This is a genomic window from Paenibacillus sp. MZ04-78.2, from assembly GCF_024213375.1.
Taxonomy (GTDB): domain Bacteria; phylum Bacillota; class Bacilli; order Paenibacillales; family NBRC-103111; genus Paenibacillus_G.
Genome location: NZ_JANAVJ010000017.1, coordinates 38,545 through 55,121, shown reverse-complemented (window position 1 = coordinate 55,121; position 16,577 = coordinate 38,545). Strand labels below are relative to the sequence as shown.

Below are 16,577 nucleotides of genomic sequence, written 5' to 3'. Positions count from 1 at the left end.
AACGCAGGATTGCCTGTGCTTGATGGGGCGTTGCAAATATCTTCCTGCACTACATCACATTGTTAAGCATAACTGGCAATAGGCCACACCTTTGAATATAATGGTGATATGAAGAATTAATGGAGCGAATTGCAATGAGAAAAAAAGTCGTAACTATTCAAGATGTAGCGCAGTCGGCAGGGGTCTCGGTAGCAACGGTATCCCGGGTACTCAACAATAGCCCACGTGTCAAGGAGCGCACCCGAGTTAAGGTGCAGGAAGCGATTAGACAGTTGAAATATCAGCCTAATCTCCTCGGAAGGGATTTAAGACGGGATCGGACCAAAAGGATTATGATCCTCCTATCTAGCCTGGATTATCCAATGTTGAAAGAAGTGTACAAAGGGGTGGAGGAGTCCGCCCGGAATTATGAGTACAGTACGATCATATGTTCCACTTCGGGTAGTAAAAACAAGGAAGAACAGCTCCTTCAGTTGCTGAAAAATCGATTTGTCGACGGAGTGATCACATTTGGAACAACTTTAACCGCTCAGGAGCTTCGCCAACTGAATCGGGACTATCCTATTGTTCAGTGTCTAGAGTGGATGGGTAACACTGGCACTCCTTACGTATCAGTCGACAATGAGAAGGGAGCCCGTGACGCGGTTACTTATTTAGTGAAGCTAGGTCATAGACGCATTGCCATGATCAGCCGAAATGAAGGGCAGACTGCACTGTTGAGAGAGCAGGGATACGGGCTTGCTTTGCAGGAAGCGGGAATTTCTTACGATGCGAATCTTATTAAATACGGAGATTTCAGCTACGAAAGCGGAGTTCGCCTGACGAAGGAATTGCTTGAGGAGAATACCTCACGTCCCACTGCAGTATTCTGCATCAACGACACCATGGCCGTTGGTTGCGCGAATGCAGCTCGAAACCTGGGGTATTCTGTTCCAGAGGATCTTGCGATAGTTGGCTTCGACGATACGATGGAAGCGTTGATGAGCGCACCTCCGCTGACGACTATGCGGCAGCCCAAGTATGAACTCGGACATATGGCGATGGAAATATTAATGCGCAAAATAAACGGAAAAGAACCTGAGACGAATGCCGTTCTTCTTCCAGCCCAGCTTGTCATTCGAAATTCCACTGTGGTTAAGAGATAAAAGTTGCTTTTTCGGCAAAAATGACTATAATATGGGTGTAATCGATTACAGCTTAGATTATATTTTTAGCAAGAAAATGTAATGGATTACATCTTTAATAAAATGTAATGGATTACATGTTTGATTCACTATAAAATGTTATCCATTGTATTGGTTAGGATGTGGACGCAAAAATAAAAAGTAACCGAAGCACTGATTGTTTCAAAAAATGTAATCCGTTACATCGCTGAGTAAAAGAAAAAGAACTTTAAAAATGGAGTTGAAAAACCATACTGATTGAATCTCTGAAAGTGGTGGATACGTGAACGACAAACTATCGTTAAAAGAGAAAGTCAGTTACGGTCTTGGTGATTTAGCCTCCAATTTCGTATGGGGGATGATTACCAGTTATCTTTTGTACTTCTATACCAATGTGTACGGTCTAGCTGCAGGAGTGGTTGGAACACTATTCCTTATCACCAGGATTCTCGATGCCATAATCGATCCGTTCATAGGCGTTCTGATCGACAAAACGAAAACCAAGCATGGTAAAACGAGGCCTTACCTACTATACGTCTCCGTGCCGTTTGCCGTTTTGAGCGTCATTACGTTCATTACGCCGAATATTTCGGAGGGCGGAAAACTTGTTTACGCTTACCTTACGTATCTTGTACTCGGTATTCTGTATTCAGCAATTAACGTGCCATATGGGGCACTGATGCCACTGATGACGAAGAACTCGGATGAGAAGACGCAGTTGGGAAGCTTCCGGATGATGGGTATGGCACTCGGAGCTATCATTGTATCCGCCTGCACGCAGCCCCTGGTTCAAGCATTCGGCGGCGGGGACGAGAAAGTTGGCTACCCAATTACGATGACGGTATACGCTGTTGTCGGAATGATTCTGTTCTATATCGTATTTAAAAATTGCAAGGAGAGGTTTGACAATAGTGGCCTTAAAAGCGACGAAAGCGTTGGAAAATCTCTGCTCAATTTGCTGAAGAATCGGCCGTGGGTGATGATTGCGCTAAACTCGCTGTTCCTCTTCTTGCGTTTGGGCACCATGTTCGGTGTTTTGGTTTACTTTGTCACATATGTACTGGAGCAGCCTTACATGGTCCCACTGTATTTGACGTTGGCAAATGTCGCGACTTTCGTCGGGGGGGCAGTCGCGCCGTTTATTCTGAAACCACTTGGCAAGCGTAACGGGAGCATTCTGGTCTTGTCGGCTTCAATAATTCTGTTCGTTATGATGATTTTTCTCGAGAACGGTTCACCGGTGCTGTACCTTTTATTATTCTTCATTGCCAACACGCTTATTGGAATACACACGCCGGCCAATTTTGCTATGCTGGCCGACACCGCCGATTACCACGAATGGAAGTTCGGGCAGCGAACGGAAGGAACGCTGTATTCAGCTTACAGTTTCGCGACCAAGTTCGGCAGCGCAGTCGGCGCTTCGTTCGTGGCTTATGCGCTGGGGTGGGTGAATTACGACCCTAATCATCTGACAGACAGTGCGGTCTCGATGATCCGGACACTCATGTATGTTGGCCCGATCGCGTTTACAGCCCTTCAAATTGTATTCCTGGTCATGTATAAGCTGGACAAGCAGCATCCTTCCATTATGCGCGAACTGAATAACAAAACGTACGTTTAATATCCAAAAAAAGGAGAGAATATTTAGATGATTAACATTCCGGTAGGTCTGCAATTGTTCTCAGTAAGAGAAGCTTTGGCCAAAGATCACTTGGGAACATTGGAAAAGGTTGCCCAAATCGGGTACAAGAACGTTGAATTTGCTTTCCACAACACGTCAAGCGATGGGCGCTTCGAAGTGGAGTACACGGCGAAGGACTTGAAAAAAAGCATGGACACGATGGGGCTGAGAGTTGTCACCAGCCATGTTGCACATCATCCCAACCTTGATTGGAACGAGGTTATCCGCTACAACGTCGAACTGGGCAGCGAGGGCGTTGTCATACCGATTTACTTTTTTAAAAGCAGGCAGGATGCAATCGAACTAGCAAAATGGTTGAACACTTCTGGTAAGAAGTGCAAGGATTCCGGCATCCAGCTCTACTTCCACAATCATTATCATGAATTTCAGCGTTTCGAAGGACAGTCAATAATGGATACGCTGTTGGAAAATACGGACCCCGAATACGTAAGTTTCGAGCTCGATACGTTTTGGGCGCAGCGTGGAGGCGTCGATCCAGTAGCTTATATGGAGAAACTGGGCAACCGCTGCGGGTTACTGCATCAAAAAGATTTAAGTGCCACTGCCCATCCGGTCAACTTGCTGGAGAAGGTGTCCGGCGAGTTGGACGCGGACAAGGTGTTTTCCGCGTTCAACAAGGAAGACTTTGTAGAAATCGGAACAGGTATCATGGATATTCCTTCGATTCTACGTAAAGCCCAGGAATTGGGTTCGGTCAAATACATCATCGTTGAACAGGACGTCACAGTGAAAGACGAGCTGGTTAGCGTAAAAGAGAGCTTCGATAATATCCAAAAGCTGCTTATGCAATCTTAATCTATTAAAGGAGGCCTATTGAAAATGGCACTATTAAAAATCGGAATCATCGGCTGCGGAGGCATCGCGAACGGCAAGCATTTGCCTTCGTTATATAAACTGAAAGATATGGCGGTAATGACCGCATTCTGCGACATCGTTGAGGAGAGAGCGGTCAAGGCGGCCGCGCAGTACGGATCGGAGGATGCTAAGGTATATACGGATTACCGTGAACTATTAGAGGACGGCTCTATTGATATCATCCATGTACTGACGCCAAACAACTCGCACTCGGAAATAACAGTGGCTTCGTTGGAAGCAGGCAAGCACGTCATGTGCGAAAAGCCGATGGCGATCAATTCGGCTGAAGCGAAGAAGATGCTTGAAGCTGCTGAACGGACGGGAAAGAAGCTGACAATCGGTTATCAGAACCGTTTCCGCAACGATTCCCTTACACTTCATGAAGCGTGCAAGAACGGCGATCTTGGTGAAGTATACGTCGCGAAAGCACACGCCATCCGTCGCCGGGGAGTTCCCACCTGGGGCGTATTTATGGACAAGGACAAGCAGGGCGGCGGTCCTTTAATCGACATCGGGACGCACGCACTCGATTTGACGCTGTGGATGATGGACAACTATAAGCCGAAGTTGGTCGTTGGCAGCGTATTTCACAAGCTGAAAGACAAGTCAGAGGGCAATATTTTCGGACCGTGGAATACCGAAGAATTCGGAGTAGAGGATTCGGCGTTCGGATTTATCAAGATGGAAAACGGGGCGACAATCCATTTGGAGGCATCATGGGCGCTGAACATGATTAATGCGAAGGAGGCGCAAGTAACGCTGTGCGGAACCGAAGCCGGGGCAGAGATGCTCGGTGAGGCCTGGGAAGGCAAAGGTTATGTAACGTTTAACTCGACGAAGTACGGCCAAATGATTGAGACGAACACCTCGAATGGCGGTGGGGTCTCTTACTACGAAGGCTCGTCGATAAACGCCGGCGATCTGGAAGCAAAGCAATGGATTGAAGCGGTATTATATGACAGGGAGCCGCTTGTTAAGCCGGAACAGGCATACGTGGTCACACAGATTCTCGAAGCCGTCTATGAGTCGGCCAAGACAGGCAAAGCCGTCGAGCTTTCTTGATTTTCGACAGGAAGGGAAACGATGCCATGAATAAAGTAAAAGCAGGCATTATCGGTTGCGGCAACATCAGTTCGATTTATTTCGAGGCGAAACAGAAATTTGACATCCTCGATATTGTCGCTTGCGCGGATTTAGATGCAGATAGAGCAAAAGCTCAGGCAGAAAGGTACCAAATTCCCAAGGTCTATTCGGTAGACGAATTACTGGACGATCCTGAGATTGAGATGGTCATTATCTTAACCACTCCAACTACCCATGCACAGCTCCATCTGCGTGCATTGGCAGCTGGAAAACATGTGTACGGGGAAAAGCCACTGGCGATCGAATTGGAGGATGGGAAAAAGATTCTCTCCTTGGCCCAGGAGAAGGGGCTGCTTGTGGGCTCGGCTCCGGACACTTTCCTGGGAGGCGGACTGCAATCAAGCCGCAAGCTGATTGAGGACGGCTGGATCGGCGAACCGATTGCAGCGACTGCCTTTTTGATGTACCACGGTCCCGAAAGTTTTCATCCGAATCCGGAATTTTTGTATCAGAAGGGCGCGGGACCGATGTTTGATATGGGTCCGTATTATTTGACGGCTCTAGTTCATCTGATCGGGCCGATCAAGAAAGTGTCGGGACTTACACGTACGACGTTCGCAGAACGTTCGGTGATGACCGAGGGGGGCTACGGCCGCAAGTTTCCGGTTACCACGCCGACCCATATCGCTGGGTTGATCGAATTCCGCAACGGGGCGGTCGGCACAATTGTTACGAGCTTTGATGTTTGGGGAACGAAGACGCCTTCCATTGAAGTTCACGGGACGACAGGGTCAATGATTGTGCCTGATCCCAACACGTTCGATGGCCCCGTACTTGTAAAGCGCCACGATCAGACCGAGTTTACGGAAGTTCCGTTGACACATGGGTTTACGGCGAATAGCCGCGGCTTGGGAGCCATGGATATGGCCTATGCGATCCGGAACGGGAGAAGGCACCGCGCAAACGGTCAACTCGCCTACCATGTGCTTGAGGCGATAAACGGATTTTATATTTCTTCTGACGAAGGAAGGCACTACGAACTGCAAAGTTCGTGTGACAGAACGGAGCCGCTTGCACTCGATCAGCCGAGGAACGGATTGGATCGTTAAACTTCTTGTTTCGGGGACTTCAATAAGAAAAAATGCAGCTGCACAAACTAAAGCCAGAGCCGACAGAACTTTTCTACAAGTTCTGTCGGCTCTGGCTGCTTTTTATGGCGCTGCGGCGGAAAATGTTGAAATGCTCGAAGTACAGCTAATCAACGTCACTGCTCCGTTTTTGATAAATACAAAGTTGAAAGATGCGATGTTAAGAAGTCCGCACCGGAATCGTTTTATCGTAAATGTATCCGCATCAGAAGGCAGATTTAATATGAAAAGAAAGGGCGGTTACCACGTCCACACCAACATGGCAAAAGCTTCCCTCAACATGATGACCCTGACCATGTCCAAAGAGTATAAGAAACATCGAATTTTCATTACCAGTGTAGATCCCGGTTGGGTCTCAAACCAGTTCCCGGATCAGGTGAAAAATGATCGGAAGATTCAGTTACCCTTGGATTTTGATGATGCTGCCGCTAGAATCTGCGATCCAATATATGAAGGAAAAGACGTAGAAAGACCATTGACCGGTGTATTTTTAAAGGATTTTAGGCAAGTAGAGTGGTAATAAACAATTGTGTTCAAGAGCCGATAAAACGGCTCTTTTATGTTGATTCGATGCAGATTTCACGGCGCGATGGAAAAATTGGACCCCCGGCTCGCTTACACCTGCGTCCCCGACCGCCGGTACTCGCTCGGCGTAACACCGGTAATCTTCTTGAACATCCGGTTGAACGAGTTCATGTTCTGATAGCCTACCCGCCCGGCGATATCCTGAATGCGCAGATCGGTCTGCCGCAGCAGCTCCTTCGCTTTGCCGATGCGCACGTCGTTCACGAAATCGAGGAAGTTGATGCCCGTTTTTTCTTTAAAATAAGTGGACAAGTAGCCCCCCGTAATGTTGAGCCAAGAGGCGACAAGGTCCAGCGTAATATCCTCCGTATATCGCTCCGTCACATAAACGGTCGCACCGGTAATAATCGGGTCGGCCGATTCTTTTTTATTGTTGATGCGCCGACAGGCTTCGCCAATCATCGCTTCGAAATAACGTTCCAGCTTGGAGACGGTATGAAGCAGCTCCGGCTCCAAGTCCGTTAATGTTCCGCTGTCCAGCCCCATGCCATGCAGCAATCGGGTCGTTTTATGCGTGATTTCGCGGGCAAACTCGTGGAAGGCGAGCGCATCGGCCTTTCTTTTCTCCATCTGCGCCATGAGTCGCCGCAGCGCCTGCAGAACATTCGCGGAGTTCCCCGCCTGCAAATTCGCTTTAATCTCCTGCATCAGCGCATCGGGCACGACGAACGGCTCCTTCGGGACGTTGTGCGCTTCAAGCACGACCGTTTCGTCGTCGAACGGCCGGTGACGGATCATCCCCAGCGCCTCTTCGTAGGCGTCGGTCAGGCTTGCGGTATGCACATGCAGCGGACTGACGGCAATGGTGAGGAAGCAGTAGGCTTTGTCCGTGCTCAGCACGCCGACGATGCCGTCCAGCGTCATGCGCAGGCGGTCTTCCTCTCCCGGCGCCGGATGGACGATCGATAAAATCTGATTTCGCTCGATTTGGAACGTGAGCGACCCTTCCAGCTCTTTCGTGACGACATGGTTAATGTATTCGCGAATGTATGACGCGGCGCGTTCCTCTTCCGCTTGAATTTCCGTGTGAAACGGGTGATTGAACGAGAGATGGAACAGAACGACCCGGAACGGCTTCTGTTCGCTTAGCTGCTCCGCACTGGCGACCGGCAGCCCGCGGATTTTTTTCAGCTTGTTCATATAGCTGTGATAGCGCAGCAGCGCATGCTTCTCCTCCAGATCCTGATGCCGCAAATGCCGCTGCTGGAGCAAAAAGCCGATATTGCCGCGAATGAGCTCGAATTCGTTGTCGTGCCGGGGCACGGTGTCCTGCTCGTTCAAGCTTTTGATCGAATCGACGATGCGTTGAACCGGGTTGTTGAACCGGACGGTGAACAAGACGGACACCGTGACGCTTGCGGCGATGGCGACGAGCAGGACGGCGACGAAGGTCAGATTCAGCTTGATCAATTGGGACGAAATATGGCCGTCCGGCACGAGATTCACATAGGTGAATCCGGTTTTCGGTCCGGTGGTGTAGAAGAAGTACTGGTTATCCGTCTTCACCCAATCTTGTCCCGGAGGCAGAGCAGGCAGGGGCTTATCGGCTCCGGAGCCCGAAGCGAACAGCAGACGGCCGCTGGCGTCCAAGACGTAAAAGTTGTCGTTGACCGAGCGGTGGAACGCTTGAAACATACGGTCGGCATCGACAAAAGCCAGCATCATGAAATCCGGATAAAACCGGCTTTTGACCAGCATAGGCCAGACCGGACCGGTTGTATCGCCCGGCGAGTCGTTCCGCAGGTAGGAAGCGGCCGGATAGATCGTCATCGGGCCGCCCTCCTCGAATTGCTTTTTCCAGAACGTGTAGGTGTAAACGGGATTGACATAATATTCGGTGAACATGGATTCGGGGCTCGCGCCTCGCGATTTCTCCAGCATCAGCGAATGCTTGACGTCATAGATGAACAAATTGTTCAAGTACAGCGCCTGATTCGATACGGTATTGCTGAGATAGTCCGTCACCTTGTTGGCCGCCACGTAATCGAGATACGGCTTGCTATTCAGCTCCTGCAGCCGCGGGTTCAGGTACAAATTGAGCATCGTTTTCTCCAGCAGCTCGAAATGCTTCTCGTAATCGTTCGTCGTATTTGTCAGGTTGACCGTATTGTATTTGATGATTTCATCGCGGAGGCTTTGCCGGAAAACTCCATAGGTCAAGAGCTCGAAGATGACCAAAAGAACGATCACCCCGAGAAAGCTGAGCAGCAGCTTAAAAAAGACGGAACGCGCTTTCATTTTGATGCGGAGGATGCTTGGCAAAGGCGGTTTACTCCCTTCGTGCGGCGGTTCAGATGCAAATAGGTCTGTTTTTCGAATGCTTCACGGATTTACGGAAATCCCGAAAACCGTGATAAAACGGCAATAGCGACGGTTTTCGGCGACGATGTCTCACTATATTATAACATTACAGCCCCGGGATGGGGGCGGCCCTTAAGTCTCAAATAGACTGGAAGCGGTTCCAAGATAATGGGTGCGAACCTGCCGCTAGTCCCAATGAAACCGAGAAAGGAGTTTTCTTATGGAAACGGAATTCACAGCCAATTCATCGCCCGATCCGAACCCTTCCCGTATTGCAGCGGAGTCCGTGTCCGGCAGCTCGCGTCGGCAACTGCTGTTGTCCCGGATGTGGAAAGAGCGTTACTTGTATCTGCTGCTGTTCCCGGGCCTGGTGTACTTTATCGTATACAAGTACTTGCCCATGGCCGGAAATATGATGGCTTTTCAAGATTATAGCGCATTTCAAGGGTTCTGGGACAGCGAGTGGGTCGGACTGAAGCACTTTGAGCGCATCTTCGAGGACAAGGAAGTTTTGCGGGTGCTCTGGAATACACTGTACTTGTCCTTGCTGCAAATCGCCTTCGCCTTTCCGGTCCCGATCGTGCTCGCTGTGATGCTCAACGAGGTGCGCCGCGAATGGTTCAAGCGCCTCATTCAATCGATCGTTTACCTGCCGCACTTCATTTCTTGGGTCGTCGTGATCGGCATGGTGACGGTGTTCCTCCAGTCCGAAGGCCTGGTGAACAAGCTGCTGCACGTATTGTTCGGCATCGAACCCGTTGCCTTCCTTCAGGAGCCGGGCTGGTTCATGCCACTCGTCGTGCTCGAAGTGATCTGGAAGGAATCCGGCTGGGGCACGATCCTCTTCCTCGCGGCGTTGGCCGCCGTAGACCCGAGCCAGTACGAAGCGGCCGTCATCGACGGAGCGAACCGCTGGCGGCAAATCTGGCATATTACGCTGCCTGCGATTCGCGGCACGATTGTGATTTTGCTAATATTGCGGCTCGGCAGCGTGCTCGATTCGGGCTTTGAACAGATTTTCCTGATGCTCAACCCATTCAACAAATCGGTGGGCGACGTGCTCGACACGTATGTGTACGTCAAAGGACTGACCGAATCCGACTACAGCTTCGCCACCGCGGTCGGTTTGTTCAAATCGCTCGTAGGTCTGCTCCTTATTATCGGGGCGAACCGTCTGGCTAAACGCTTCGGCGAAGAAGGCGTGTTCTAATCTTACCCGCGGCTGTGGCATAAAGCAAGATACGGAGGTGCAAACAACGCTATGATTCGTAATCGCACATGGCAGGAAAAAGCGTTCGGGGCCGTCAACGGGGCGCTTCTCGTGATCATCGCGCTGCTGATGCTGTTCCCGTTCTACTATATGACTATCGTGTCGTTTACTTCCTACACGGAGTACGTGAAGACCGAGCTGCTGCTCGTTCCGACAAGCTTTGTGCTCGATGCGTACGCCTATATTTTTCAATCGGATTCGTTCGTGCGCTCGCTTGGAGTGACCGTCTTCGTCACCGTCGTGGGCACGTTCGTCAACCTGCTGCTGACTTCGATGATGGCTTACGCTTTATCGCGCAACATTCTCGGCAAACGGTTGTTTCTGTTCCTCGTCCTGTTCACGTTCGTTTTCGGGGCGGGCATTATCCCGACGTATATGATCGTCAGCGCCACTGGCCTGATCAACTCGTATTGGGCGTTAATTCTCCCCGTCGCCATCAACTCGTACAATCTGATCGTCATGCGGCAGTTTTTTCTCAATATTCCGCAAGAGCTGACGGAGTCGGCCCTGATCGACGGGGCCAACGACCTGCAAATTTACGCCCGTATCATTCTTCCGCTGTCCAAGCCGGCGCTGGCGGCCTTCGGGCTGTTCTCCGCCGTGGCCCATTGGAACACGTATTTCTCGGCGCTGCTTTATTTGAACGATCCGGCCAAATGGACGGTGCAGGTTATGCTGCGTCAGATCGTGATTTTGAGCCAGGCGGGCAATATTTTGTCCGAAGGGGTGCAGGCGGCCCGGGGGCTGCAGGTTCCGCCTGCGGAAACGATCGGCATGGCGGCGATTCTGGTATCGACGATCCCGATTCTCGTGCTGTATCCGTTTCTGCAAAAGCATTTTGCGAAAGGGGTGATGTTGGGCTCGGTCAAAGGCTAGAAGCAGGGGGTTGGAGAATCGGTTTGACTGATGTACCATAGCATTACACCTTAAGGAGGATATGCAGCCATGACAATAAAACGGTCTGTTTCCGTTCTGCTTTCGCTCGCCGTAGCGGGCAGTATGACAGCTTGCTCCGGAGGAGCGAACTCGGGTGCGGCGGACGCCGGCAAAGGCAGCGCGGATGCCAAAAATAAAAAGATTACGATCACCTGGTTCTCCGGCACGTGGGAAAATCCGGTGCCGGGGCCGGACAGCGAAGCGGTCAAAGCGATCAACGAGAAGTTCAACGTCGACTTCAAGCCGCAGTATGTGCCTTGGGATACGTATGACGAGAAGCTCAGCGTGACGATGGCCTCCGGCGATATTCCGGACGTGATCGGCATGGAACTGGTGGACGCCAATTATATGAAATGGGCGAAGCAGGGCGCTTTTCTCCCGCTGAACGACTATCTCGACAAATACAACTCATTCAAGCCGGTGCCTTCCAACGTCTGGGATATGCTCAAGGTGAGCGGCAAAGTATACGCGGTTCCTTATTTCTTCAACGCCAAGGGAGGCAAAAAGCCGGTCATCCGCAAGGATTGGCTCGATAAGCTGGGGCTGGCGATGCCGACGAATTACGAAGAGCTGAAAAAAGTCGCTATCGCGTTTACTAAGCAGGACCCAGACGGCAACGGCAAGGCCGACACGATCGGCCTCGGGTTGGCCAAAAACATTTACTACAGCCCGACGTTCAGCCCGTATTACGGCGCTTGGTACGAAAAGGACAAGAACGGACAGTACATCCCCGACTTCGGCGAAGGCAGCAAGGAGGTCGTCAAATTCTTGGCGGACCTGTACAAGGAAGGCGCGATCAAGAAAGACTGGGCCGTCACGAATTACAACGACGTGTTCAAGGCATTCAACGCCGGAAAAGTCGGGATCTGGTACGAGGAGCCGGGCGGCAATCTGATCAACTACAAGACGCTGGCCGAGAACGCGCCGAATGCGGTGCTTGCGCCACTTCCGGCCTTCAAAGCGCCGGACGGCACGCAGGGTATCCGCTCGCTGGCCGGGTACTACAAAATGTATCTGCTGAGCGCCAAGCTGAAGAACGATCCGGAGAAAGTGCAGCGCATTCTCGAAATCATGGACTATTTCCGCGAATTCACACCGGCGGACCAGCGCAATGCGAAGAATGAGAAGTACGATTGGCTGAACGGCAAAGAAGGCAAAGGCTACAAAATGGAAGACGGTGTACCGATTCCAGTTAAGGAAAACCGTTCCAATGTCGCGCCGAGCGCATATATCCACACCGAAGGCTGGGCGCCGAACGACCAAGACCTGGAAGTGTTCATCAAAGGCTCGAAGTCGCCGCTCGAAAGGCAGTTTAACGAATCGGTGGTCGCCTATCTCAAGACGTCCAAAATTTATCTCAGCCCTGTGATGGGCGTTCAATCGCCGCTGTACAACACGAAATGGACTGAGCTATCCCAGTTCCTAAATGACGAGAAAACGAAAATGATCGTCGGCCAGCGGCCGTTTTCGGATTGGGATAAGATGATAGACGAGTTTATGGCAAAAGGCGGCAAGGAAGTCGTCGACGAAGTGAATAAGCTGGTGAAGGACAACAACGCCAAGGTCGGCTGGCAGTAAGGCTTAAGCCCGGCAAGCGAGTACGATATTCGGAAAAAGGAGCCCGAGAGCATGAAACCAATGACAGCCGTCTTGATCGGAGCCGGAGCGAGAGGGGCCGGCGGCTATGCGCGGTACGCGCTCGATTGTCCGCATGAATTGAAGTTCGTAGCCGTCGCCGAGCCTAACGCCGAGCGCCGGAACAAGTTCGCAGCCGAGCACGGTATTTCCCGGGAAAACTGCTTCGAGACGTGGGAGGAGCTGCTCAGCCGTCCGCAGATGGCCGATATCGCGATGATCTGCACCCAGGACCGGATGCACTATGAACCGACGCTGCAGGCGCTGGATCTGAAATACCACGTGCTGCTCGAAAAGCCGATGTCGCCGGACCCGCGTGAGTGCGTGGAGATGGAACGGAGGGCCTTGGCGAACGACCGGCTGCTGACGATCTGCCATGTGCTGCGCTACACACCGTTCTGGGCCACCTTGAAAAAGATCATCGACGAAGGCCGCATCGGTGAGGTCGTGTCGATTCAACTGAACGAAAATGTCGGCTATTGGCATATCGCGCACAGCTTCGTTCGCGGCAACTGGAACAACTCGGACAAATCCAGTCCGATGATTCTGGCAAAATCGTGTCATGACATGGATGTGCTGTCATGGCTGATGGACCAGCCGTGCGAGAAGGTCAGCTCGTTCGGTTCGCTGATGCATTTTCATTCGGGGAATGCGCCTGCCGGATCGACGGATTACTGTATCGACGGGTGCGCGGTGGAGGCGGAATGTCCTTACTCCGCTCCCCGGTTCTATCTGGGCGAAGGCAAGGCATGGGCGCGGCATTATACGGAGGAGCTGACGCGGGAAAATATCGTGAAGGGCCTGCGCGAGTCACCGTACGGCCGCTGCGTCTACAAGTGCGACAACAATGTAGTCGATCATCAGGTGGTCAACATGGAATTCGCGAGCGGAGCTACGGCGATGTTCAGCATGTGCGGCTTTACGCGGGAGCAAGAGCGCCGCATCCAGATTATGGGCACGCTCGGCGAGCTTCGCGGGGAAGAGAGCAGCATTACGTTGATGGATTTTTTGACGCACCAGAAGACGGAGATCGAAATCCCGCCGCAGGTGAGCGGCCACGGCGGCGGAGACAGCGGCATTGTGCGCAGCTTCCTGCGCGAGGTGCGGAACAACGCCGGCGGGGAAAGCCTGACCTCGGCCAGCGCCTCCGTGCGCAGCCACTTGATGGCGTTCGCGGCGGAAGAGTCCCGCTTGAACGGCGGCAAGGCCGTTCTCATCGACGATTATTACAAGCAGGTTGTAGCGGCGACCTAAGTCGTCGGCCTTGAGCTTATGCGAGCGGACGCCCGATCATCGTGCGTTGAAAGAGCGCTTTCTGGCGGAACGGACCGCAGCGAAAGCTATGTATGCTACGCGAGAGAGCTCCCTATCGCTTAAGGGCTGCTGCCTTTAGGCGGTGGGGGGCTCTTGCGATTTTGCGATGCGGGCGTTCTCCGCCTTGATCTCCGCCCGCTTCTGGTCGAGAAGCTGCTGTTCGATACGGGATAGCTTGCGGGAGATCGTTTGCAGCCGGTAAACGACATAGATCGGAAAGGCCAGGAAAAGTAGGGCGAACAAAATCACATTAGGCCAATAAACCGCGTACATAGGACACCTCCTTTTGGTGCTATTCAGGCGAATGATGCCGGATTCACCGGATTATGCCGTCAATACGGGGGGATTGCGCACCTGAGTTCCTCTAATTTTCGGAATGGGACTATTGGAAGTATCTTAGCGCATCTGGGTTCCTCTATTGGTTTTGCGAAGGTTTCCGCCGCTCACAGAACAACCTGCGGCTCCTCCGTTACCCCGTATCGGCTCAGCGCCTTGGCCGCCGATTCCCGCATGCGCCGCTTGAGCTTGTCGCCTTCGACCACCCGGACCCGCATGCCGAGAAAGCGTAGCTTGGACAAAATATATTCGCTCTCGTCCCCAAGGAACGTCAGCCGGATCGTGTAGCTGTCTGCCGCTTCATCGTACCCGATCTGCTTCTCGAAGCACGAGAAGGCGTACAGGATGCGGGACAGCTCGCTGTTATACCGGCGCACCACCTCGATGACCGCCGATTCCTTCCGGCTCTCCAGCATGCGGTTGATGTCCGCTTCGACAGCAGTAGCTTCCTCCCCGGAAACCGGCTGTTCCGCAAGCTCCACGATATGCTGCAGCTTCGTATTCATCAGCGTCCGATAGCGGAGATGATACCAGATCAAGTACCACTCCCGTTTGACCATCGAATATTCCAGCTTGAACGGAAAGCCCGGCTGCTCCTCGAACATCCGTCCGTCTCTGATCCGGTGGTTCATGAGAATGCCGCTCTTCCGCAGCATGATTCGCCGCAAGGGGCGCAGAAGCGGATGGTATACCTGCTGATCCTTGCTTTTGGCCTTTTCCCAGAAGCCTTCCTTCATATCCAGCGCAAGGTCGCCTTCGAGCGTGCTTTGCAGCTTCTTCAATGTCTCGGGAGTAAAAGCTTCTCCGGACGCCGGGTGCTCCAGCATCGCCTTAAGCCATGTCCGCTCATGGGAGGTGACGGCGAGCGTGCCCGTTTCGTGCAGGCGCGACATGACCTGGTAATTAAAAATTTTCTCAAACGGATTCATAATACGCTTCGATCTCCTTCCACTCTTCAATTAACTCCCGGCGCAGGTGCTCCGGCTCAAGTACCTCGCAGCTGGAGCCGAAGCTCCGCAGCCAAGGCTTGATCTCGCCTGTCCCATGGACCTTAATTTCATAGATAAAGGAAGCTTCTTCTTCCTTCGTAATGTGACCCCATTGCCCTTGGAGCAGCACGCGCTCCTTGACGAAATTGGGCTGCGGGGCCTCCGGGCTGAAAAACCGCACCCGCACCGTAAGCGGCCTCCCCGTATCGATAAGCCAGCTGTAGCGGGTTTTTTCCTCCAACAGTCGCAGCTTGTCGTTGAACGTTTCTTCCGATACGTCCTCGTCCTCGTTCAGTTGCGTCAAGCCTTCCAAACGGAACTTCACGATCCCCCGCTGGGTCTCCGAGCCAAGCAAATACCACCGGCCGTATTGGTGATCGTAGATCACCTTGAGCGGCAGCATCACCACCTCTTTTCCCTCGGTTTCGCGTTCGAACAGCGGGTTTGTATTTTTCGAAGCGTAGCTTTTGCGCGTCTTGGGCGAGAAATAGAGAAACCGCACCTTCCGGCGCTGCCGAATGGCTCCAAGCAGGGTGAACAAATGCGCTTCATCCAGAATGCGCGAGTAATAATGGTACTTGTACAGAAAAGGCTCTCCGGTGACGTTATCCGCGTTGCCCGCTTGCTGCAAAGCCTTCTTCACACTATCCCGCAGCAGATAGCCTTGAACGGACGGCACCTGCGTATTCGCCATAATGTCGACGTAATCGTAGAGATCGAGCAGCTCCTCGTAGGTCAGGCCCTTGACGAGTCGGTCGTGAACCCGGTACCGGTAAGGCCGTCCCCCAGGCTCTTTTACGATAACGCCGACTTCCTCCAAATATTTCAGGTCCGAGCGAATCGTTTTCTCGTCGGGCAGCGGAAGCTCCTCGGGAAGGTCGCTGCAGCACGCATCGAGCAGCTCCATGACGGTCCGGGCCTCCTCCTGCATGGCGGCGAGCAGCAGCGACAGCCGGTGGCTTTCGGATTCCTTGAGCGATTTGGCGCGGTATAAGAACAGCAGCATCGGGTCGGCGGACTCGTAGTAGCTGAAGCGGAGCGTTTCGGCGAATTCTTTGCCCTGCTCCTGCGGGAGCTGTTGGTACACCGTGTTCACGATGTCCTTCAGCCGCCGGATCGTCTTGTCGAAGGTATGTACGGAGATGCCGAGCCGCTGAGCGAATTGCTGGCGGCTGTAGGCACCGCTGGTCAGCACCAGCATGCGCAAAAACTGGATTTCTTTATCGAAGCTTTCTCTGGCCATGGACAACCTCCGCTTTC

14 protein-coding genes are annotated in these 16,577 nt (G+C 52.4%); 10 read left to right on the top strand and 4 right to left on the bottom strand.

Features of this window, described 5'->3' with window-relative positions:
- Positions 1–134: 134 nt before the first annotated feature.
- From NLX71_RS14295 to NLX71_RS14270, 6 genes are all read left to right on the top strand, one after another.
- Complete coding sequence (locus NLX71_RS14295; RefSeq protein ID WP_254364356.1) at positions 135–1,145, top strand: LacI family DNA-binding transcriptional regulator; 1,011 nt, start codon at positions 135–137, stop codon at positions 1,143–1,145.
- A gap of 301 nt (positions 1,146–1,446) precedes the next feature.
- Positions 1,447–2,784 (top strand): MFS transporter, encoded by a 1,338-nt coding sequence (locus NLX71_RS14290; protein WP_254364355.1) that lies wholly within the window; start codon positions 1,447–1,449, stop codon positions 2,782–2,784.
- A gap of 27 nt (positions 2,785–2,811) precedes the next feature.
- Entirely contained in the window at positions 2,812–3,660 is an 849-nt protein-coding gene (locus NLX71_RS14285) for a sugar phosphate isomerase/epimerase family protein (protein WP_254364353.1), read from the top strand.
- Between the two features lie 24 nt (positions 3,661–3,684).
- Positions 3,685–4,782, top strand: coding sequence for a Gfo/Idh/MocA family protein (locus NLX71_RS14280; protein WP_254364352.1), 1,098 nt, complete (start codon positions 3,685–3,687; stop codon positions 4,780–4,782).
- 26 nt (positions 4,783–4,808) lie between these two features.
- Complete coding sequence (locus NLX71_RS14275) at positions 4,809–5,912, top strand: Gfo/Idh/MocA family protein (protein WP_254364351.1); 1,104 nt, start codon at positions 4,809–4,811, stop codon at positions 5,910–5,912.
- On the top strand, positions 5,875–6,471 hold the full coding sequence (locus NLX71_RS14270; RefSeq protein WP_254364349.1) for an SDR family NAD(P)-dependent oxidoreductase: 597 nt from the start codon (positions 5,875–5,877) through the stop codon (positions 6,469–6,471). Before NLX71_RS14275 ends, NLX71_RS14270 begins: the two co-directional genes overlap by 38 nt.
- Positions 6,472–6,566: 95 nt before the next feature.
- Here NLX71_RS14270 and NLX71_RS14265 read toward each other — a convergent pair whose 3' ends face one another.
- Positions 6,567–8,798: a helix-turn-helix domain-containing protein gene (locus tag NLX71_RS14265; protein WP_254364348.1), complete on the bottom strand. Its 2,232-nt coding sequence runs from the start codon at positions 8,796–8,798 to the stop codon at positions 6,567–6,569.
- Between the two features lie 259 nt (positions 8,799–9,057).
- Between NLX71_RS14265 and NLX71_RS14260 the strand changes: the two genes are divergently transcribed.
- The 4 genes from NLX71_RS14260 (at position 9,058) to NLX71_RS14245 (ending at position 13,932) form a co-directional block, all read left to right on the top strand.
- Positions 9,058–10,047, top strand: coding sequence for an ABC transporter permease (locus NLX71_RS14260; RefSeq protein ID WP_375377926.1), 990 nt, complete (start codon positions 9,058–9,060; stop codon positions 10,045–10,047).
- Positions 10,048–10,098: 51 nt separating this feature from the next.
- On the top strand, positions 10,099–10,983 hold the full coding sequence (locus NLX71_RS14255) for a carbohydrate ABC transporter permease (protein WP_254364347.1): 885 nt from the start codon (positions 10,099–10,101) through the stop codon (positions 10,981–10,983).
- Positions 10,984–11,052: 69 nt separating this feature from the next.
- Complete coding sequence (locus tag NLX71_RS14250) at positions 11,053–12,621, top strand: extracellular solute-binding protein (RefSeq protein WP_254364345.1); 1,569 nt, start codon at positions 11,053–11,055, stop codon at positions 12,619–12,621.
- A 51-nt stretch (positions 12,622–12,672) separates the two neighbouring features.
- Positions 12,673–13,932: a Gfo/Idh/MocA family protein gene (locus NLX71_RS14245; RefSeq protein ID WP_254364344.1), complete on the top strand. Its 1,260-nt coding sequence runs from the start codon at positions 12,673–12,675 to the stop codon at positions 13,930–13,932.
- A gap of 135 nt (positions 13,933–14,067) precedes the next feature.
- On the opposite strand, the gene NLX71_RS14240 is transcribed toward NLX71_RS14245, so the two are convergent.
- The 3 genes from NLX71_RS14240 to NLX71_RS14230 all read right to left on the bottom strand — a co-directional run bounded on the left by NLX71_RS14240 (position 14,068) and on the right by NLX71_RS14230 (position 16,560).
- Positions 14,068–14,265 (bottom strand): hypothetical protein, encoded by a 198-nt coding sequence (locus NLX71_RS14240; RefSeq protein WP_254364343.1) that lies wholly within the window; start codon positions 14,263–14,265, stop codon positions 14,068–14,070.
- 170 nt (positions 14,266–14,435) lie between these two features.
- The gene (locus tag NLX71_RS14235) at positions 14,436–15,257 is read right to left on the bottom strand and encodes a WYL domain-containing protein (protein WP_254364341.1); all 822 of its coding nucleotides are present in this window, start codon (positions 15,255–15,257) and stop codon (positions 14,436–14,438) included.
- On the bottom strand, positions 15,244–16,560 hold the full coding sequence (locus NLX71_RS14230) for a helix-turn-helix transcriptional regulator (protein WP_254364340.1): 1,317 nt from the start codon (positions 16,558–16,560) through the stop codon (positions 15,244–15,246). Before NLX71_RS14230 ends, NLX71_RS14235 begins: the two co-directional genes overlap by 14 nt.
- Positions 16,561–16,577: the final 17 nt, after the last annotated feature.

What these genes read in the sequence shown, in the direction of transcription:
- NLX71_RS14240 (WP_254364343.1), bottom strand. Translation starts at nt 14,265, where the DNA reads ATGTACGCGGTTTATTGGCCTAATGTGATTTTGTTCGCCCTACTTTTC.
- NLX71_RS14230 (WP_254364340.1), bottom strand. Translation starts at nt 16,560, where the DNA reads ATGGCCAGAGAAAGCTTCGATAAAGAAATCCAGTTTTTGCGCATGCTG.
- NLX71_RS14245 (WP_254364344.1), top strand. Translation starts at nt 12,673, where the DNA reads ATGAAACCAATGACAGCCGTCTTGATCGGAGCCGGAGCGAGAGGGGCC.
- NLX71_RS14295 (WP_254364356.1), top strand. Translation starts at nt 135, where the DNA reads ATGAGAAAAAAAGTCGTAACTATTCAAGATGTAGCGCAGTCGGCAGGG.
- NLX71_RS14255 (WP_254364347.1), top strand. Translation starts at nt 10,099, where the DNA reads ATGATTCGTAATCGCACATGGCAGGAAAAAGCGTTCGGGGCCGTCAAC.
- NLX71_RS14285 (WP_254364353.1), top strand. Translation starts at nt 2,812, where the DNA reads ATGATTAACATTCCGGTAGGTCTGCAATTGTTCTCAGTAAGAGAAGCT.
- NLX71_RS14275 (WP_254364351.1), top strand. Translation starts at nt 4,809, where the DNA reads ATGAATAAAGTAAAAGCAGGCATTATCGGTTGCGGCAACATCAGTTCG.
- NLX71_RS14280 (WP_254364352.1), top strand. Translation starts at nt 3,685, where the DNA reads ATGGCACTATTAAAAATCGGAATCATCGGCTGCGGAGGCATCGCGAAC.
- NLX71_RS14250 (WP_254364345.1), top strand. Translation starts at nt 11,053, where the DNA reads ATGACAATAAAACGGTCTGTTTCCGTTCTGCTTTCGCTCGCCGTAGCG.
- NLX71_RS14260 (WP_375377926.1), top strand. Translation starts at nt 9,058, where the DNA reads ATGGAAACGGAATTCACAGCCAATTCATCGCCCGATCCGAACCCTTCC.
- NLX71_RS14235 (WP_254364341.1), bottom strand. Translation starts at nt 15,257, where the DNA reads ATGAATCCGTTTGAGAAAATTTTTAATTACCAGGTCATGTCGCGCCTG.